The following is a 19633-nucleotide window of genomic DNA, read 5'->3' as shown; positions in this document are numbered from 1 at the left end:
GGCCCCATGGTAGTTGAAAATACCAAGCGATTGCAGGTGCTTACAAAACAACGGGTGATCACATCCGTAGTTTTACTGGCCCTCGCCGGCGCGGGTGCCTATGGCTTCCTCCATGCGGGGACCAAGGACAAGAGCCATTCGGAAGTCTCCAGTCAGTCGCGCAGGAATGCGCAGAATTTCACGCCGACACCGTCCGAATGGGCGACGCTGACGATCGAGCCGGTCAAGGCCAAGACCTTCCGGGCCGAATATGTCACCGAGGGCAAGGTCGCCGTCGACGAGGACCGCTCGACGCCGGTGTTCTCGCCCTATGCGGGCCGAGTCACCAAGCTGCTCGCCAAGCCGGGCGAGATGCTGACGCAAGGTCAACCGCTGTTCACAATCGAGGCCGCCGACACCGTGCAGGCCCAGAACGATTTCATCGCCGCGATGACCTCGCAGAACAAGGCGAAGTCGGCGATCGATCTCGCCGACATCCAGTTCAAGCGCGCCAAGGATCTCTATGAAGGTCACGCCATTCCGCTGAAGGATTATCAGCAGGCGGAAGCGACCCAGGTCCAGGCGCAGAACGACATGCGCTCCTCGGTGACGGCGCTGGAGGCCGCGCGCAACAAGCTGCGCATCCTCGGCTTCACCGACGAGACCATCAAGGTGTTCCAGGACAAGGGCGTCATCAATCGGGAGATCACGATCTACTCGCCGATCGCCGGCACCGTCGTGCAACGCAAGATCGGCCCCGGCCAGTACGTCAATTCCGGCGCCAGCGATCCGGTCTTCGTGATCGGCGATCTCTCCACGGTGTGGCTCACCGCCTTCGTGCGCGAGAGCGATGCGGCGGCGGTCTGCATCGGCCAGGACATCAGCGTCAACGTGATGGCACTGCCGGGCCGCCCGCTCACCGCCAAGATCAACTATGTCGCCACCGCGATCGATCCGAGCACCCGCCGCCTGCTGGTTCGCGCCACCATCGACAACAGGGACGGTCTGCTCAAGCCGGAAATGTTCGCCAACGTCACGATCTATTCGGCGGGCGACCGCGCCGCGCCGGCGGTGCCGAAACAGGCCCTGATCTACGAAGCCGACAAGGTCCGTCTCTGGGTTGCACGCGAGGACAAGTCGGTCGAACTGCGCGAGATCAAGATCGGCCTCATCAATGGCAACCTCGTCGAGGTCACCAGCAACCTGAAACCCGGCGAGCAGATCGTCACCAAAGGCAGCCTGTTCATCGACCGAGCGGCGTCCGGTAGCTGATCGACGACCCAAGAAATTGAAGACCTGAATGGATCGTCTCGTCGCCCTTGCCGTCAATCGGCGCTTCCTGATGGTCGGCATGTTCGTCGCCGTGCTGATCGGCGGCCTGATCGCGTTCAACCAGCTCAACATCGAGGCCTATCCCGACCCGACCCCGCCGATGGTCGACATCGTGACGCAGAGCCCAGGCCTGTCGGCGGAAGAGATCGAGCGCTACATCACGATCCCGATCGAGACCCAGGTCGCGGGCCTGAAGAACCTCACCACGATCCGCACCATCTCGCTCTACGGCCTCTCCGACGTCAAGCTCCAGTTCTCCTTCGCCTATACCTATGACGAGGCGCAGCAGCAGGTCTTGAACCGCCTGGCGCAGCTCGCGCCACTGCCGGGCAACGTGCAGCCGCAGATCTCGCCGCTGAGCCCGATCGGCGAAATCTTCCGCTACCGTCTGGTCGGTCCGCCGAACTACAGCGTGCTCGATCTCAAGACCGTCCAGGACTGGATCCTCCAGCGCCGCTTCCGCGCCGTGCCCGGCGTGATCGACGTTACCGGCTGGGGCGGCAAAAGCAGGACCTACGAGCTCCAGGTCGACAACAACAAGCTGGTCGCCAACGGCATGACGCTGCCGCAGGTGCTCCAGGCGGTCAGCAATTCCAACGTCAATGTCGGCGGCAACACCGTCAATATCGGCCAGCAATCGGCCGTGGTGCGCGGCGTCGGCCTGATCCGCTCGATCGACGATCTCGCCAACACCATGATCGCGCAGACCAATGGCAATCCGGTGCTGGTCAAGGATGTCGCCACCGTCACCGTCGGCCAAAAACCCCGTCTCGGCATTGCCGGCCTCGACGAGGCCGACGACATCGTGCAGGGCATCGTCCTGATGCGCCGCGGCGAGCAGAGCTCGCCGACCATCAAGCGCGTCGAGCAGCTCGTCCAGCAGATCAACAATTCGACCATCCTGCCGCCGGGCGTGCGCATCGAGCGCATCTACGATCGTGGCGACCTGATTGAGCTCACCACCCACACGGTGCTGCACAACATGGTGGTCGGCATTCTCCTGATCGTGCTGCTGCAGTGGATATTCCTCGGCGACCTCCGCAGCGCGCTGATCGTCGGCGCCACCATTCCGTTCGCGCTGTTCTTTGCCGTGATCATCCTGGTGCTGCGCGGGGAATCGGCGAATCTGCTCTCGGTCGGCGCGATCGACTTCGGCCTGATCGTCGATGCTACCGTCATCATGGTGGAAGCGATCTTCCGCCGCCTGACACAGACGACGCCGGTGTCGGAATCCGATCACATGTCGCCCGAGACGCTGTTCGGCATGAAGAGCCACGCTATCCTCAGCGCCGCCGCCGACGTGTCGCGCTCGATCTTCTTCGCCGCCGCCATCATCATCGCGGCCTTCCTGCCGCTGTTCACGCTCTCCGGCGTCGAGGGCAACATCTTCGGGCCGATGGCGCGCACCTATGCTTATGCACTCGCCGGCGGCCTGCTTGCCACCTTCACTGTAACCCCGGCGCTGTCCGCGATCATCCTGCCGGCGCATGTCCATGAGACCGAGACAAGGGTGATGCTGATCCTGCACCGGATCTACATGCCGGTGCTGAATTGGGCCGTCGCCAACCGCGGCATCATGCTCGGCGCCGCGATCGGTCTCGTGCTGATGACGGTGGCGCTCAGCCGGCTGCTCGGCCTCGAATTCCTGCCCAAGCTGGAAGAAGGCAATCTCTGGATCCGTGCGACGCTGCCGCCGACCATCTCGCTCCAGGAAGGCAACACCTACGTCAACGAGATGCGCAAGCTGATCCGCGCCCGGCCCGAGGTCGAGTCCGTGGTGTCGCAGCACGGCCGTCCCGACGACGGCACCGACGCCGCCGGCTTCTTCAACGCCGAGTTCTTCGCTCCGCTCAAGCCCGCGAGCCAATGGCCGGGCACGCATGACAAGGAAGAGCTGACTGCGCAATTGCTCAAGCAGCTCGACGACCGCTTTCCCGGCGTCGAGTTCAACTTCTCGCAATATCTCCAGGACAACGTCTCCGAAGCCGTGTCCGGCGTGAAGGGCGAGAACTCGATCAAGCTGTTCGGCAGCGATCTCCAGGCGCTGACGGACACCGCCAACAAGATCAAGCAGGTGCTGTCGACCGTGCAGGGTGTCACCGACCTTGCGGTGTTCACCTCGCTCGGCCAGCCGACCATCCAGATCGACATCGACCGTGCCAAGGCCGCGCGCTACGGCCTTGCGCCTGGCGACATCAACGCCACCATCAAGGTCGCGATCGGCGGCGACACCGCGGGCGATCTCTACGAACCGGGCTCCGACCGCCACTTCCCGATCATCGTACGCCTCGCGCCGGAATACCGCCGGAGCGCGGAGGTGATCCAGAATTTGCGCATCGGCGCGCCCGGGCCGAACGGCACCGTGACGCAGATCCCGCTCAGCGAAGTCGCCAGCATCAGCCTCGTCTCGGGCGCGGCCTACATCTATCGCGAGCAGCAGGAGCGCTATCTGCCGATCAAGTTCTCGGTGCGCGAGCGCGACCTCGGCAGCGCGATCCGCGAAGCGCAGCAGAAGGTCGCTGCCCAGGTGCAGCTGCCGCCCGGCGCGCACATGGACTGGGTCGGTGAGTTCGGCAACCTCCAGGATGCGATCCGGCGCCTGTCGATCGTGGTGCCGATCTCGCTGGCGCTGATCGGCATCCTGCTCTGGTTCAATTTCGGCTCGATGACCGACACACTGCTCGCGATGAGCGTGATTCCGATGGCGATCTTCGGTGGCGTGCTTGGGCTGTTGATCACCGGCACGGCGTTCAGCGTCTCCGCGGCGATCGGCTTCATCGCGTTGTTCGGCATTGCCGTGATGGACGGCATCATCATCCTTTCGCAGTTCAACCAGCTCATCGAAGAGGGCATGGACCGCGTGAGCGCGGTGATCCGTACCGGCGAATTGCAGCTCCGTCCCGTGCTGATGACCTGCGTCGTCGCAGGCATCGGCCTGTTGCCCGCGGCGCTGTCCGAAGGCATCGGCTCGCAGGTGCAGAAACCGCTCGCGGTCGTCGTGGTCACCGGCATGATGCTGGCGCCGGTCGTGATCCTGGTGACGCTGCCGGTGCTGATCTCCTTCTTCTCCCGCCGCGCACGCTAACGCGGTTAGCTGAGAATCCGCTGCGCGATCCGCGCCAGCATCATGGTGCCGAGCCCGAGCAGTATCAGGCTCGCGAACCGGCTGCTCAGCGACAGCATCCGTGGCGTCAGCCGTGACCGCGCGGTTGCGACGATTGTGCTGAGCATCATCCACCAGACCGCAGAGCCCACGAAGACTCCCGCGATGAGCGGCGCTGCCGCTGACTGCGTCGAGAATGCGTGCAGCGCCGCCAGAAACAGGATGACCGTGAGCGGATTGGTGAAGCCAAGCGCGATGGCACTGAGATAGGCGCGGGCGAGGCGCACCTTGTCGATCTCGTCCGTCGCCTCAAGCGCGATGGAACCGCGATGCGTCCGCATCGCGAACCATAGCAGTGTCAGAGCCGAGACGATGCCGAAGACCGCCGCATTGGCCTCGACCCATGGCTGTGCGAGCGAGCCAAGTCCCAAGACTGCAAGGGCGCTGTAGGTGAGATGCACAGTCGCAGCACCAAAGCCGGTTGCGAGGCCGGTCGCCATGCCCGATGCCAATGTGCGCTGGATGCACAGCATGCCCATGGGCCCGATCGGGGCGGCGACGGTGAAACCAATTCCCACGCCGGAAAAAAGCGCGGCAAGATAATGCGATAAAGGCATGCGACCGCACGAACAGATGAAATCTGCGTGCGTGCGTACCGGTGAAAATGAATCGTCGCCTCAACCATACGGGTGAAAGGCGAAAAGAAACTCAAACACGTTCGTGTGAGTCCAACGACGTTGTGCTCTTGCGACAACAGTTCCGCGACTCGATATGGAGCTGTGTCGCATTTCGTTGAACCTAATTGCGCGTGTCGCGACTCAGAAGCCGTAGAGTTGCGCCGGATTGTCGACCAGGATCTTCTTGCGCACATCCGCATCCGGCGCCCAGACCGGAAGCTGGTTGAGCAAGGCGCCGTCGTCGATCTGGTAGAGCGGTGCGATGTCGGTGGCTTTGCGTCCCTCGACGCGGCTCGAATCCGGATGCGGCCAGTCGGTTCCCCAGACGATGCGGTCTGCATTCGCCGTGATGAGTGCGCGCGCGTAAGGCACCATGTCCTGATAATCAGGCGCGAGCTTTGACGAGCGATAGGCGCCCGAAATCTTCACATAGGCTTTGCCGGACTTCACCAGGGCGACGAGATCGGAGAAGCCGGGCTGTTCCAGGCCCAGCGATGCTTCGAGCCCGCCGAAATGGTCGAATACGACGGGTACCGGCGCGCTCTCGACGAGGTCCTTGATCGCCGCGATCATGGCAAGCGTGGTGTAGAGCTGGACGTGCCAGCCGCGCGCCTTCATGCGCTCGACCGCGGCGGTGAAGCGCGACCGGCCGACATTGGGATCGTTGACGCCGCCGGTCGCGAGATTGAGGCGCATGCCGCGGAAGCCGTCCGCCTGCAGCGTATCGAGCTGGGCCTCGGTCGTCTTGTCATCGATCACCGCAACCCCGCGTGCGGTTCCGCCACGCGCCTTCATGCCGAATAGCGTCGAGGAATTGTCGGTGCCGTAGACGCTCGGCGTCACGATCACCACGCGCTCGATATGCAGCGCCTTGTGCAGCGCGGCCATTTCCTCGGGGCTGGCCGGCTCCGGCGTATAGACGCGTCCGGCGAAGAACGGAAACTTTTCGACATCGCCATGAATGTGGGTGTGGCAGTCGCAGGCGTGCGCCGGGACGTCGAAATTCACCGGCGTCGCGGGCTGCGCCGCGCGGGCCTGGGCTTTGCTGGTCATGGCTGCTCCGGCGGCAAGAGAGGCAAGCAGAACGCTGCGTCGATTGAGCATGGTTTCTCCCCCTGATTTTATTGTTTGGCAGTGGTGCCGGGAGAGTATCACATCAGCCCGGCAACCGCTCCGCTTCGCTGCATAGCTGCTCGACAAGGTCCGCAAGCGGGCGCGAGCCGTCAACGCGCGTGACCGGGCAGGGCAGGCCCGCAAGCCAAGCTTCATCTTTTGCCAGACTGCGGCCTTCGCGATCGCCAGCTTCGTAATGCGAGGCCCATTCGAGGAACGATTCCGTCTCCTCATGACGCCAGCCGCCCTGTGCGACGGCATCAGCTCCAAAATGCGCAGCCTCGCGGCCACGCAGGCGCTGCAAGCGAAGCTCGCGCGGCGTGGTCACGTACACGACCAGATCGAACAACGGAATGAGTTCGTCGCCCCAGCCGGTGACGGTTCCACTCAGCACCCAATCGAGCCGCGGCAGAAACATCTCGCGCATCAGGCGCAGGCGCTCGGCGGCGGGGCGCGTGGTCTGATAGGGCGGCGCGGTCGGCTGCCAGAAATAATCGTCGCTGTCGTGATGCGGCAGCGCAAGCCGGCCCGCGAGCGCGCGACCGAGCGTCGTCACGCCGGAGCCCGAAGCTCCCATCAGATGGAGGCGGCAGCTTTTCATCGGTACCAGGCCTATAGATTTGAAACGCCTACTGCCCCGACGGCGTGCGCAGGCCGTGCCAGGCGTCGCGGACTTGCTGGTAGTGCACCTCGGGCAGATAGTCCGGCGTGTTCAGGCTCAGGGTCTTGACGTCGAGATGGCCGACGGCGCTGAGCAGCGTGTAGGAGGCGATGACGCGGTCGCGCAATGCGCCGATCAGGCGGGCCTTGGCCTGGATCAGATCGGCCTGCGAGTTCAGCACGTCCACCGTCGTGCGCTGGCCGCCGGCGGCCTCGCGCTGCACGCCCTGGAGCGCGACGGTTGCCGCCTTCACCTCGGACTCCGAGGCCGAGACCGCGATCTTGGCGCCTTCATTGGCGACCCAGGCGCTGACCGCCGCCGTGCGCGCCTGGTTGCGAACCTGGTCGAGCACGAGCCGGCTTTGCGCCGTGATTTCCTTGGCCTGCCGGGTCTGCGCGGCGGCCTGGCCGCCGTCATAGATCGGCACGGTGACATTGGCGACGACCGAGGCCTGGTCCTCGGCGAAGGTTCCGAGCGTCGGGTCATTGTTGCGGCTTTTGCTGGCGCTGCCCTGGACGCTGGCGCTCGGCAGCAGCGCGCCCTCGGCAACGCGGATGTTGGTGGAGGCGACGTCGACGTCGAAGCCCGCGGCCATCACCGCGGGGTGCTGGCGGATCGCCATCGTCAACGCATCCTCGCGGCCCTTCGGCAGATAGCGATCGACCACCTCGGCAGGCCGCAGCTGCGACGGCGGATTGCCGATCACCTGCGCATAGGTCGCCTGGCTGATCGCGAGCGCGACTTCAGCGGCGTTGAGATCGGACAGCCCGCGATTGAGACGGGCCTCGGCCTGGGCACTGTCGGTCGGCGTGACATCGCCGGCGTTGAGGCGGCGCTGGGTGACGGACAGTGTCTCGCGCAGGAAGGCGACGTTGGAGCGCTGCGCCTCGACCAGCGACTGGTTGGCCAGCACGTTGGTGTAGGCGGTGACCGCGTCGAGCAGCACGCCCTGGCCGACATTGCGCAGCGCCTCGCGGCCTGACTGCACCTGGAGCTCGGCGGCGCGGACGTTGTTGGCGGTGCGGAAGCCGTTGAACAGGGTCTGCGTCACGGTGACGCCGATGATCCACGGCTTCAGATTGGCGGTCTGGATGGTGTTGTCGGGCAACAGGTTGCGCACCGATTGCAGGCCGGCGCTGAGGCTCGCCACGATCTGCGGCCGGTAGCCGGCGAGCGCCTGCGGCACGTTCTCGTCCGTGGCGCGTTGTCGCGCACGTTCGGCATTGAGCTGCGGATTGGTCTGATAGGCCTTGGCGAGCGCCTCGGGCAGGGCTTCGGCCCATGCGGCCGAGGGCAGGGCGCAACAGAGCGCCAGCGTGGTCCATGTCGCAAGCACAGGACCCACGCCCGATCGATGCCGCGTCATCACGCGACCAGCTCTGGCGGCACGCCCAATCATGTAATCCCGCTAAACCCCGGCTGTCCGCCCCCGCCGACGGTGGCCTCTTAACTGTTTAACCAGCCGAGGTCCCGCAGGCAAACTGCCGCGGGGAAAACCCCCATGTATTCCGTGCTTGTTGCAGGTGCGTCACAGGGTGACTGCGAGAAAGCGTCAGAGCCTTACACCAGCCTGACCAGGCGCTGCCTCAGCGGTTCTTGTTCACCGGCTTGCGCTTCTCGATGAACGCCGCCATGCCCTCCGAGCGATCTTCCAGCGCGAAGGTCGCGTGGAACAAATTGCGCTCGACGCTCATGCCTTCGGCGAGCGTGGTCTCGAAGGCGCGGTTCACCGCTTCCTTGGCCATGGCGACGGCCGGCCGCGACATCGACGCGATCTTTTCGGCGGCCGCCATGACTTCGTCCATGAGCTTGTCAGCGGGCACAATGCGGCTGACGAGGCCGCTTCGCTCGGCTTCCGCCGCGTCCATCATGCGTCCGGTGAGGCAGAGGTCCATTGCCTTGGACTTGCCGATCGCGCGGGTCAGGCGCTGGGTGCCGCCGATGCCGGGGATGGTGCCGAGCGTGATTTCGGGCTGGCCGAACTTGGCGGTGTCGGCAGCGATGATGAAGTCGCACATCATGGCGAGCTCGCAGCCGCCGCCGAGCGCGTAACCCGAAACCGCCGCGATGGTCGGCTTGCGGCAGCGCGCGACGCGGTCGCCGCCGATCGCGGCGAAGTCCTCGGAGAACATGTCGATGAAGCCCTTCGGCTGCATCTCCTTGATGTCGGCGCCGGCGGCAAAGGCCTTCTCGCTGCCGGTCACGACGATACAGCCGATGGTATCGTCGCCTTCAAGATCGTCGACCGCGGCGGCAATCTCGCGGAAGACGCCGAAGGAGAGCGCATTGAGCATCTTCGGCCGGTTCAGCTTGATGATGCCGACCGCACCGATGCTTTCGACGATGATGTGTTCGAACGTGCTCATGCTCCACCCACGCTTTTGATTGGGCGGGCAATGTGCCCGCTGGCGCGGTGGGCTTCAAGGGGGGCCCAAAAAGCCGTCGGAACAAGGCCGCCCGGAACGTGCGGCAAGGCGCACGTCCCGGGCGAGGTCCGTCAGGTCGGCATTCAGGCCAGAAAATCAGGCCAGAAAATCAGGCCATGAACATGCGCGCGGCGGAGGCCAGCGTCAGCAGCGTGCCGACGCCGATGAAGATCTTGCCGATCAGGGAGCTCTGGTCCCAGGCCGAGCTATGGTCGCTGCTCGCCATCACCGGTGCGGGCCGCGGCTGCGCGTCGGTTGCGGCAATCACCGCCTTCTGCGCGGGCTGAGTGTCCTGTTGCAGGGCTCGGTCGGGATCGCTCGCCTGATCGGGGGCCGCCGCCTGGCTCTCGGCATTCGGCGCGGCGGTATTATCGGCCGCTGCCTGGACGTTGTCGTTGGCGCGGCCCGTCATCGCGGAGGCCGCAGCCGCGGGCGGCGTATCGGCGGCGGCAAGCTGGGCGTGGGCGTTGGCGACCTCGGGCGGCATCTGGCTCGAGGCCGGCATGTCGCTATCGGCACTATTGTCGATCTTGGCCTCGTCGGCCTTTGCCGCGATGCTTGTCTTGCTCGCCTTGTCATCCGAGGACTTCTGCGCCGTCTTGCTGCTGGTGTGGCGAGAATAGTGGCGCCGCTGTTTGCCCGGCTTGACCGCGTCCGCCTGTTTGCTGGCGCTGTCCGATTTGCCGCTCGCAGCCGAACTCGGAGCCGCCTGTGCAGCGCCACCGAACAGCAGGAAAAGTCCGGCCAGAAGAATCAGGGCAGCGCGCCCGCTGGCTTTTGTCATGTTGACGATCTCCCCAATCCACCCATCCCGGGACCGAACAGAGACCTCGGCGCATGACGACAGCGGGGCAGAAAATGGGAATCTTCGGGCCACACCGGGCAAAAACGGGGCAAGCCGCCGCCTCCTGGCTGGCCGCCGGGTGCGAACGGGACCGATCGGTGTTATGAGCCGTCGCGGATTTCCACGGCCGCGTCGGACAGTGGGTGCGCAGATATCACGAATTCGTGATCTTGTGGTCGACGGCGTAACAAACTGAAAGAGCGGCCGAATTGCTTGGTGAGGGCGCGCGTGCGCGGACGTGAGGACGAATGGACCGGCCTGATGCGGTCGGCCATGGCGGGCGATGATGCTGCCTATCATCGCCTGTTGAAGGCGGTCACGCCAGTGCTGCGCGCTGCCGCGAGGCGGGGCCTGGCGCGGGCTGGGCAGCCTCCCGATCAGGCCGAGGATATCGTGCAGGAGATTCTGTTGGCGGTGCATCTGAAGCGGCACACCTGGGACAGCGAGGCGCCCTTCGCCCCGTGGCTGTTTGCGATCGCCCGCAACAAGCTGATCGATACGCTGAGGCGCCGGGGCAGGCGGGTCTTCGTCAACATCGACGATTTCGCCGAGACGCTGCCGGGCGAGGCGCCGCAGGAGACGGCCTCGGCAGGCGAGGTCACGGCGCAGCTGGGCACCCTGCCGCAGCGCCAGCGCGACGTGTTGCAATCGATCGCGGTCGAGAGCGCTTCGATCAAGGATACGGCGGCCAAGTTGTCGATGAGCGAAGGTGCGGTGCGGGTCGCGCTGCATCGCGGACTTGCAGCACTGACTGCCAAACTGCGGGACCACTAGTCATGGATACCGATCAACTCATTCGCTCTCTCGCGGCCGACAATGCTCACCGCGCCCCTCGCGTCGGCGCCATGCTGACCCTGGCGCTGCTGGTGGCCGCACCGTTCTCGATCCTGATCTTCGCCAGCTTCCTCGGCGTGCGGCCCGATGTGATGACCGCCATGCACAACCCGTTCTTCGACACGAAGTTCGCGGTGACGCTATCCCTCGCGATCCCCGCGATCATCGTCAGCCTGCATCTGTCGCGCCCCGAAGCCTTGATGCGTGGCTGGGGCTGGCTGCTGCTGCTGCCTGTCGGCCTGCTTGCGGTTGCGATCGGCAGCGAGGCGATGATGGCGCCGGCGATGCCGATGACGATGCGGCTGATGGGCAAGAATTCCAGGGCCTGCATGATGGCCATTCCCGCGATGTCGCTACCGCTGCTCGCGGGGGCGCTTTTCGGCCTGCGCCATGGCGCGCCGTCGCGCCCCGCGCTTGCCGGTGCGCTCGCCGGTCTGGTGTCGGCCGGCCTTGCCGCGACGCTCTACGCCTCGCACTGCACCGACGACTCGCCGCTGTTTGTTGCGACTTGGTACACCATCGCTACCGCGGTGGTGACGGCGATCGGTGCTGCGGTCGGCTCGAGGGTCCTACGGTACTGAGGGCGTTCCGCGTAAACTGATGTCGCAACGCAAATTCGCGACATCAGGGCTTCGATTGCGCCATCGCGCCTGCATTCATGAATGACAGGCATAAGCTCATGCCGTCGTGAACGGCTATTCCGGGCTCCGCCTAGAAACTAACTTCGGTTGGACGACTTCTATCCGGAGCGTCGATGGACGCTGCTGTAGCGAGGGATATGCCCAACCATGCGAAAATCCAGCGTATTCGAAATGTCGCGGCGGAACCTTCTGATCGGAACCGCGACGTCGGTGGCGATCGGAGCGACGTCACGTACCGCCGAGGCTCAGAATTCTGCCGCCGACCCTTCGAGGGCCGCAACCGCGGCGGAAGCACCGGCGATGGCGACGGTGTCGTTCAACGTCAACGGCGAGGTCCGCGCTCTGAAGCTCGATACGCGGACCACATTGCTGGATGCGCTGCGCGAGCATCTCCATCTCACCGGCACCAAGAAAGGCTGCGACCACGGCCAATGCGGCGCCTGCACGGTGATCGTCGGCGGACAGCGCATCAATGCATGCCTGACGCTCGCGGTCATGCATGAGGGTGACAGCGTCACCACGATCGAGGGGCTCGGTACGCCGGAGCACATGCATCCGATGCAGGCCGCCTTCGTCAAGCATGATGGCTTCCAGTGCGGCTATTGCACGCCGGGCCAGATCTGCTCGGCGGTGGCCGTGCTCGATGAAATCAAAGCTGGCATCCCCAGTCACGTCACGGGCGACCTCAACGCGGCACCGCAATTGACGAACGCCGAACTGCGCGAGCGCATGAGCGGCAACATCTGCCGTTGCGGCGCCTATTCCAACATCGCCGAGGCGATCACCGAAGTTGCCGGGAGGCCCGCATGAAGTCCTTTACCTATGAGAAGGCGAATTCGCCCGCAGCGGCCGCTTCTGCGGCCGTCCGCACCAGCAACGCAAAATTCATCGCCGGTGGCACCAATCTGCTTGACTTGATGAAGCTGGAAATCGAGACGCCGGCCCATCTGATCGACGTCAACGGCCTCGCCTTCGACAAGATCGAAGCGACAGCTGAAGGCGGCTTGCGCATCGGCGCGCTGGTGCGCAATACGACCCTGGCCGCCGATGAGCGGGTCCGGCGTGATTATGCCCTGCTGTCGCGCGCGCTGCTCGCCGGCGCCTCCGGCCAGCTGCGCAACAAGGCGACCACCGCCGGCAATCTGCTGCAACGGACACGCTGTCCCTATTTCTATGACACCAACCAGCCGTGCAACAAGCGCAGCCCCGGCAGCGGTTGCGCCGCGATCGGCGGCGTGACCCGCCAGCATGCGGTGATCGGCTCCAGCGACGCCTGCATCGCGACCCATCCGAGCGACATGGCGATCGCGATGCGCGCGCTCGATGCGACCGTCCAGACGGTTCGTCCTGATGGTACGACCCGAAACATCCCGATCGCCGATCTCCACCGTTTGCCCGGCGACACGCCACATATCGAGACGACGCTTGCGGCCGGCGAGCTGATCACGTCCGTGACGCTTCCGAAGCCTGTCGGCGGAACGCACATCTATCGGAAGGTGCGTGACCGCGCCTCCTATGCGTTCGCATTGGTCTCGGTCGGTGCGATCGTCCAGCGCGATGGTACGGGACGGGTCGCTGTCGGAGGCATCGCTCACAAGCCGTGGCGCGTTGAGGCAGCGGAAGCGGCGATGCCGCACGGCGCCAAGGCCGTAGCGACGCGTTTGCTCGATGGTGCCAAGCCGACCCGGGATAACGCATTCAAGCTGGCATTGGTCGAGCGCACGCTCGCCGCCGTGCTCACCGAAGCGAAGGGTTGAGTCATGAAGTTCGATACGCCCGCGACCACCAATCCGATCGATCAGCTCAAGGTCATCGGTCACGCGACCAGCCGCATCGACGGCCCTCTCAAGACGACGGGGAGGGCAACCTACGCCTATGAATGGCACGATGTCGGCTCGCGCCCTGCCTACGGCTACATCGTCGGCTCGGCCATCGCCAAGGGCCGCATCGCGTCGATCGACCTGTCGCGCGCCAAGGCCGCATCGGGCGTCATCTCAATCGTGACGGCCGAGACAGCCGGCAAGCTCGGCAAGGGCAGTTTCAATACGGCAAAGCTGCTCGGCGGCCCCGAGATCGACCATTATCACCAGGCCGTCGCGGTCGTCGTTGCCGAAACCTTCGAACAGGCCCGTGCCGCGGCCCAGCTTGTCCAGGTCAATTACAATGCGGCGAAGGGCTCGTTCGATCTGGCCGCCGGACGGGACGGCGCTGCAAAGCCGCCCGGTCGCGGCGAGAACCAGCCGGACACGAATGTCGGCGATTTTCCCGGTGCCTTCGCCGCCGCGCCGGTGCAACTCGATGCGACCTACACCACCCCGGATCAGGCCCATGCCATGATGGAGCCGCATGCGTCGATGGCGGCCTGGGACGGCGACAAGCTCACCCTCTGGACCTCCAACCAGATGATCGCCTGGACGACCGGCGACGTCGCCAAGACGCTCGGCCTGCCCAAGGAAAACGTACGCCTCATTTCGCCCTTCATCGGAGGGGGCTTTGGGGGAAAGCTATTCCTCCGTTCGGACGCGATCCTCGCAGCATTGGGCGCGCGTGCGGCCAATCGCCCGGTCAAGGTCGCCATGCAGCGACCGCTGATGTTCAACAACACCACGCATCGTCCGGCCACGATCCAGCGGATTCGCATCGGTGCCAACAGGGACGGCAAGATCACTGCGATCGGACACGAGAGCTGGTCGGGCAATTTGCCGGAAGGCAAGCCGGAGACCGCGGTCCAGCAGACCCGTCTGCTCTATGCCGGTGAGAACCGGATGACGGCGTTGCGTCTGGCCATGCTGGACCTGCCCGAGGGCAACGCGATGCGTGCGCCGGGCGAGGCGCCTGGCATGATGGCGCTGGAGATCGCCATGGACGAGATGGCGGAGCGGCTGAATCTCGATCCCGTCGAATTCCGCGCGCGCAACGACACCCAGGTCGATCCGGAACATCCGAGCCGTCCGTTCTCGCAGCGGCAGCTCATCGCGTGCATGAAGACCGGCGCGGAACGCTTCGGGTGGAGTGCGCGAAATGCCGAGCCCGGCAGGCGGCGGGAAGGCCGCTGGCTGGTCGGCATGGGCATGGCTGCCGCGTTCCGCAACAACCTTCTGATGAAGTCGGGCGCCCGCGTTCGTCTCGACAGAAGCGGGACCGTGACCGTCGAGACCGATATGACGGACATCGGAACCGGCAGTTACACCATCATCGCGCAGACCGCGGCAGAGATGATGGGGCTGCCACTCGAAAAGGTCGTGGTGCGCCTCGGCGATTCCAGCTTCCCCGTATCCGCCGGCTCCGGTGGGCAATTCGGTGCGAACAATTCGACCTCGGGTGTCTACGCTGCCTGCGTCAAGCTGCGCGAGGCGGTGGCACAGAAGCTCGGCTTCAATTCCGCGGACGTTGCGTTTTCGGACGGGCAGGTGTCCTCGGGCAACCGAAGCGTCCCGCTGGGACAGGCTGCGTCGGACGGCGAGCTCATGGCGGAAGATTCGATCGAGTATGGCGATCTTGCCAAGACGCATCAGCAATCCACGTTCGGCGCGCATTTCGTCGAGCTCGGTGTCGACGTGGCGACGGCCGAGATACGTGTCCGCCGCATGCTCGCCGTTTGCGCCGCAGGCCGGGTCCTCAATCCGAAGACGGCGCGCAGCCAGGTGATCGGCGCCATGACGATGGGCGTCGGCGCGGCGCTCATGGAAGAGCTGGCGGTGGACAAGCGCACTGGTTTCTTCGTCAACCATGATCTTGCCGGCTACGAGGTTCCGGTTCATGCCGACATCCCGCACCAGGACACCATCTTCCTGGACGAAACGGACCCGATGTCTTCGCCGATGAAAGCCAAGGGGATCGGTGAGCTCGGGCTATGCGGCGTCGCGGCGGCGCTGGCCAACGCCATCTACAACGCGACCGGGATACGCGTGCGCGACTATCCGATCACGCTCGACAAGCTGCTGCATCGCATGCCCGACGCATGACGATGAGGGCAATCAGGCCGCCGGTGTCGCGCCCTGCTGCATGCGGTGGAAGCGCAACACCTGCTGCGCGGTCGATGCGCGCAGGGCCTCGTAGGTATCACGCATCATCAGCATGTCGATCTGCGAGCCGCCTGAGAGCTTCTCGCGCATGGCGATGATCGCGCGCACGCTCGCCCACGATATGCCCGCGACCTTGGCGAGGATCATCACGCCCTCGGTGCGGCTCTCGATCATCATGGTCTCGGCGATCTCGACCGCCACGCCCGCGAGCGCCGCGAGCCCCGCATTGGTCTCGTCGAACTTGCCCTGTTCTGCGAAGGCCGTGACCTGGAACTCGTTGAGACGGCCGTCATCGTAGAGCGACTTCACCAGCGCGCGCGCCATCTCGGTCTGCCGCGTCATGGCGGCGGCGCGGACCCGCTGGGCCGCTTCCTGGACCACGCTCGACACCTCGTCGGCGAGCTCCGGATGCGCGGCCTCCAGCTTCCTGCGCACGCTCAGGGACGCCTTTGCGATCAGCTTCAAATAGTGATGGCGCGGCAAATCGGGCCGCAGGCCGATGCAGGTGGCAAGATCATCGTTGCGTTCGGCGCGCGCGACGAGGTCGGTGAGACTTCCCTCGGAGAGCTGCGCGCCCGGATTGCTGACGGTCGATTGCACCACGTCCTCGTCGCCGCGCGTCACCAGCACGTCGGTCAGTGCTTCCGACAGCACACGCCGCAGCGAGATCGCCTTCAGATGCGCCTGGCCGCGCGTGCGCGCGATATCGAGCAAGGTCGCCTCGTCCAGCCGTTCCGATTTCGACAGCACGGGGCCTGCGACCTCGATGACCTCGTCGAGCGCGAGCGTGCGGATGATTTTGGGCGGCGCGGCTGCGATTGGCGCGAGGCGGTCGGCCAGCAGCGCCCTGGCCGAGGTCTCGATCTGCTCGATCAGGCACTGGAATACGTCGTCGAACACGCGGATATGGTCGTCGGAATAGTCCACGGCGTTGCCGACGAAGAGATCGGTGACGCGGCGCAACGTCTCCACACGGCGCGCGACGGTGCCGTGCGAAAGTGCGGTCTGCAATTCCTCGAGAAGGTTCTCGGATGGTTTGGCGGATTTCGATCTCATTGCCCTGTCCTGGAGCGTTCGATCCGGCGGCGGCTTCTCACGCGCCGGGGAAATTGGATTGGTCAGCTCGTCGCAATACGGTTGCGCCCTTGCGCCTTGGCGGAATAGAGCGCGCGATCGGCGCGCGCGAGAAACGTGTCGGCAGTATCATTGTCGCGCAGCGTCACGACGCCCGCGGAAATCGTAACGCGCATGCCGGGGGAGAATGCGCTCCAGTCGAGATCGGCGACGATGCCGCGCAAGCGCTCGAGCATACGCGAGGCCGCCTCGGCCTCGGTGTCCGGCAGCAATAGCAGGAATTCCTCGCCGCCGTAGCGGCCGAAGCGATCGGCCGGGCGGATGTTGGCGAAAATGGTGATCGCGAAGGTGCGCAGCACCTCGTCGCCGACGGGATGGCCGTGGGCGTCGTTGATGCGCTTGAACCAGTCGAGATCGATCAGTGCGATCGCACAAGGCGACGACGCCCGCCGCGATCTTTCCATCTCGGCGTCGAGCAGCCGCATGATGCAGCGGCGGTTGTAGGAGCCGGTCAGCTCGTCGAGCTCGGCCAGCTCCTCGATGCGCTGATAGGCGGCCTTCAGCTCGATGCTGCGCTGATACAGGATCTTGCGCAGCGTGGCGCCAAACAGCCCGAGACAGGCGCACTGGCCGATCACCAGCACGAAGCACAGCATCGAGGCGGTTCGCTGCAGCCGCGTTGCAACGGGCATGCCGATCGGCAGGTCTGAGGCGAGGAAGACGGCGGCGAGGCCGCTTGCCGCGAGCGTCCAGGTCAGCATCGCCTGGGCCGAGGTCATGCGCAGCGTGCCGAAGGCGAAGATCAGGAACAGCACGCTGATGAAGGCGACGCCGACGGTCGGGACCGACAGCAGGAATATGAATTGCAGCGCCATATGCGCCGAGATCTGGAAGACGGTGAGGTAGTGGTCCGTGAACCTGTCACCGACGCCGGCCTCCGACAGCACGGTGAACGTGCCGATGATCAGCAGACCGCCGAACCAGAACAGCGAGGCAACGTCGAGCGAGATCGCGCCGTCATAGGCATAGAGCAGCAGGACCGAGGCGCCGAGCGAGTAGCTCGCGACCTGGCCGATATACATCTGGCGGCGCTGCCGGATCCGGCGCGCCCGGACGTGGGGCGCCGCGGCCTCGGACGTGAGGACGAGATCCGCGACCTCAGCGGCATTCCTCTCCGGAAAGGACGTCGCGGCCGTGTTCATGATCCCGCCAATGGTCGATGTCAGCCCAAAAATCTACGTGGCAAGCCTTTAGGTTTGGTATCCTTTGAAACCGAATCCGAACGGTGCAGTGCAGAACAGGATGATATTGGCCGGCAGGGGGAATTTGCCGGCGATTAGGCATCGTTTGCGATGCGGTCGAGCCAAAGCGGGGGTTCGTGAGACATACGTCGTGCAGGACTGCTATGGAACCAGACTTGGTCGGCCTGCCCGTGCCGGGCCGCCGCTCCGCAAAAGAGTGTTTCAGTATTATGTTACCGATCCCGATCGAGGCAGCCAACCGCCGCGCGTGCGACGAGAAAAATGCGCGTATGTGGGGTAGATCACACAAGGCCCCGTATGACTGCGGTAGGTTGAAGAATTTCGCGCCTCCCGTCGAACCGTCCGCCGCGCCGACCCGACCAACCTTGCGAGACGGGCATTGAGCGTGACACAGGCGGCTTCGGACGAGGTCCTGATCGCCAGGATCGCTCAAGGTGACCGGCTCGCTATGCAGGTGCTGTACGGGCGGCACCATGTCAGGGTCTACAGGTTCGGGCTGAGGCTCGTGCGAGACGAGCAGGCGGCGGAAGACCTCATCAGCGAGGTATTTCTCGACGTTTGGCGTCAAGCCGGCAAGTTCGAAGGCCGATCCGCAGTTTCCACCTGGCTGCTGGCAATCACCCGATTCAAGGCCCTCTCGGCGCTCCGGCGCAGGAAGGACGTTGGATTGGACGACGAAGCTGCAAACGCGATCGAGGATTCGTCGGACGATCCGGAAATCGCGGTGCAGAAAAAGGATACCAGTGAAGCGTTGCGGGAGTGTCTGACGGGCCTCTCGCCGGACCATCGGGAAATCGTCGATCTCGTCTACTACCACGAGAAATCCGTGGAGGAGGTGGCTGAAATCGTCGGCATTCCCGAGAACACTGTGAAGACGCGCTTGTTCTATGCGCGCAAGAAATTGGCCGAACTGCTGAAGGCAGCCGGCGTTGAGCGAGGCTGGCCATGATGGCTTTGAGCAAGAAGATGCTGGAGCAAGAGCCCAGTGAGATTGAACTGCTGCTGCCCTGGCACGCCGCCGGCACGCTGAACGCGCGCGACGCCCGCCGTGTCGAGGACGCGCTGGCGAATGATCCGGCGCTCGCAAGGCAATATGCCGCGATCCGCGGCGAGTACGAAGAGACCATCCATCTGAACGAGAGCCTGGGGGCTCCATCGGCGCGCGCGATGCAGAAGCTGTTCGCCGCGATCGACGCCGAGCCGGCACGGCCGGTCGGCTCGCTGCCGCTGTCAGCGCGCGTCGCCACGTTCTTCTCCAGCCTGTCGCCGCGTACACTGGCCTGGTCGGCGAGCCTGGGTGCCATCGCGCTGCTGCTGCAGGCCGGCATCATCGGCGCGGTGCTGATGAAGACCCAGACCGCGACCTATCAGACCGCCTCGCTCTCGACCGGCGCGCCGATCACACGCGAGCTCGGTGCATCCGCAGCACCGGCGCGCGCGCTGGTGCGCTTCACGCCCGAGGCGCGTGTTGCCGACATCACCGCATTGCTCGACAGCTACCAGGCGTCGATCATCGGCGATGCCAAGGGCGGCATGTTCCGCCTCCAGTTCGACAAGGCAATGAGCCAGGACGAGCTCGCCTCGCTGCTCGGCAGGATGTCGCGCGAGAAGTTCGTCAACCTCGCCGTCGGGGGGGGGGGGGGGGGGGGGGGGGGGGGGGGG

General features: G+C 65.0%; 16 protein-coding genes and 1 pseudogene. 9 read left to right on the top strand and 8 right to left on the bottom strand.

The genetic code is table 11. The annotated features are described in order from the left end of the window. Positions 1-6: 6 nt before the first annotated feature. Both AC1RR3_RS05175 and AC1RR3_RS05170 read left to right on the top strand, forming a co-directional pair. Positions 7-1251, top strand: a complete 1245-nt coding sequence (locus AC1RR3_RS05175; RefSeq protein ID WP_492820038.1) for an efflux RND transporter periplasmic adaptor subunit — start codon at positions 7-9, stop codon at positions 1249-1251. A 28-nt stretch (positions 1252-1279) separates the two neighbouring features. Next, positions 1280-4396: an efflux RND transporter permease subunit gene (locus tag AC1RR3_RS05170; RefSeq protein ID WP_492820036.1), complete on the top strand. Its 3117-nt coding sequence runs from the start codon at positions 1280-1282 to the stop codon at positions 4394-4396. Between the two features lie 5 nt (positions 4397-4401). On the opposite strand, the gene AC1RR3_RS05165 is transcribed toward AC1RR3_RS05170, so the two are convergent. The 6 genes from AC1RR3_RS05165 to AC1RR3_RS05140 form a co-directional block, all read right to left on the bottom strand. After that, on the bottom strand, positions 4402-5031 hold the full coding sequence (locus AC1RR3_RS05165) for a LysE family translocator (RefSeq protein WP_492820034.1): 630 nt from the start codon (positions 5029-5031) through the stop codon (positions 4402-4404). Between the two features lie 201 nt (positions 5032-5232). Then, positions 5233-6195, bottom strand: a complete 963-nt coding sequence (locus AC1RR3_RS05160; protein ID WP_492820032.1) for an amidohydrolase family protein — start codon at positions 6193-6195, stop codon at positions 5233-5235. Between the two features lie 52 nt (positions 6196-6247). Continuing rightward, positions 6248-6805, bottom strand: coding sequence for a P-loop NTPase family protein (locus AC1RR3_RS05155; RefSeq protein ID WP_492820030.1), 558 nt, complete (start codon positions 6803-6805; stop codon positions 6248-6250). A 28-nt stretch (positions 6806-6833) separates the two neighbouring features. Further along, complete coding sequence (locus tag AC1RR3_RS05150) at positions 6834-8264, bottom strand: TolC family outer membrane protein (protein WP_492820028.1); 1431 nt, start codon at positions 8262-8264, stop codon at positions 6834-6836. A gap of 187 nt (positions 8265-8451) precedes the next feature. After that, positions 8452-9231, bottom strand: coding sequence for an enoyl-CoA hydratase (locus tag AC1RR3_RS05145; RefSeq protein ID WP_492820026.1), 780 nt, complete (start codon positions 9229-9231; stop codon positions 8452-8454). A 169-nt stretch (positions 9232-9400) separates the two neighbouring features. Continuing rightward, positions 9401-10075: a hypothetical protein gene (locus AC1RR3_RS05140; RefSeq protein WP_492820024.1), complete on the bottom strand. Its 675-nt coding sequence runs from the start codon at positions 10073-10075 to the stop codon at positions 9401-9403. 288 nt (positions 10076-10363) lie between these two features. Here AC1RR3_RS05140 and AC1RR3_RS05135 point away from each other — a divergent pair, with 288 nt between their 5' ends. From AC1RR3_RS05135 to paoC, 5 genes are all read left to right on the top strand, one after another. Continuing rightward, a complete protein-coding gene (locus tag AC1RR3_RS05135) occupies positions 10364-10909 on the top strand; it encodes a sigma-70 family RNA polymerase sigma factor (RefSeq protein ID WP_492820022.1) in 546 nt (181 codons plus the stop codon). Between the two features lie 2 nt (positions 10910-10911). Further along, complete coding sequence (locus AC1RR3_RS05130; protein ID WP_492820020.1) at positions 10912-11550, top strand: NrsF family protein; 639 nt, start codon at positions 10912-10914, stop codon at positions 11548-11550. A 207-nt stretch (positions 11551-11757) separates the two neighbouring features. After that, positions 11758-12420, top strand: coding sequence for an aldehyde dehydrogenase iron-sulfur subunit PaoA (gene paoA / locus AC1RR3_RS05125; RefSeq protein WP_492820018.1), 663 nt, complete (start codon positions 11758-11760; stop codon positions 12418-12420). Then, positions 12417-13367 carry an FAD binding domain-containing protein gene (locus tag AC1RR3_RS05120; RefSeq protein ID WP_492820016.1) on the top strand — a complete coding sequence of 317 codons (951 nt, stop codon included), beginning with the start codon at positions 12417-12419 and terminating at the stop codon, positions 13365-13367. The genes paoA and AC1RR3_RS05120 overlap by 4 nt, the downstream gene beginning before the upstream one ends. A gap of 3 nt (positions 13368-13370) precedes the next feature. Beyond that, positions 13371-15575: an aldehyde oxidoreductase molybdenum-binding subunit PaoC gene (gene paoC, locus AC1RR3_RS05115; protein ID WP_492820014.1), complete on the top strand. Its 2205-nt coding sequence runs from the start codon at positions 13371-13373 to the stop codon at positions 15573-15575. A 12-nt stretch (positions 15576-15587) separates the two neighbouring features. Here paoC and AC1RR3_RS05110 read toward each other — a convergent pair whose 3' ends face one another. Both AC1RR3_RS05110 and AC1RR3_RS05105 read right to left on the bottom strand, forming a co-directional pair. Continuing rightward, positions 15588-16691: a DUF2336 domain-containing protein gene (locus tag AC1RR3_RS05110; RefSeq protein WP_492820012.1), complete on the bottom strand. Its 1104-nt coding sequence runs from the start codon at positions 16689-16691 to the stop codon at positions 15588-15590. A gap of 62 nt (positions 16692-16753) precedes the next feature. Continuing rightward, a complete protein-coding gene (locus AC1RR3_RS05105; RefSeq protein WP_492820010.1) occupies positions 16754-17911 on the bottom strand; it encodes a GGDEF domain-containing protein in 1158 nt (385 codons plus the stop codon). 439 nt (positions 17912-18350) lie between these two features. On the opposite strand from AC1RR3_RS05105, the gene AC1RR3_RS05100 reads away from it, so the two are divergent. Together AC1RR3_RS05100 and AC1RR3_RS05095 are read left to right on the top strand one after the other, a co-directional pair. Further along, a complete protein-coding gene (locus tag AC1RR3_RS05100; protein WP_008140099.1) occupies positions 18351-18920 on the top strand; it encodes a sigma-70 family RNA polymerase sigma factor in 570 nt (189 codons plus the stop codon). Further along, positions 18917-19600: pseudogene (locus AC1RR3_RS05095) on the top strand (hypothetical protein); the annotation flags it as partial. The gene AC1RR3_RS05100 and the pseudogene AC1RR3_RS05095, both read left to right, overlap by 4 nt. Positions 19601-19633: the final 33 nt, after the last annotated feature.

It is taken from the genome of Bradyrhizobium sp. GW821-FHT13H05, assembly GCF_058804065.1.
This window is presented reverse-complemented; position numbering and strand designations above follow the sequence as displayed.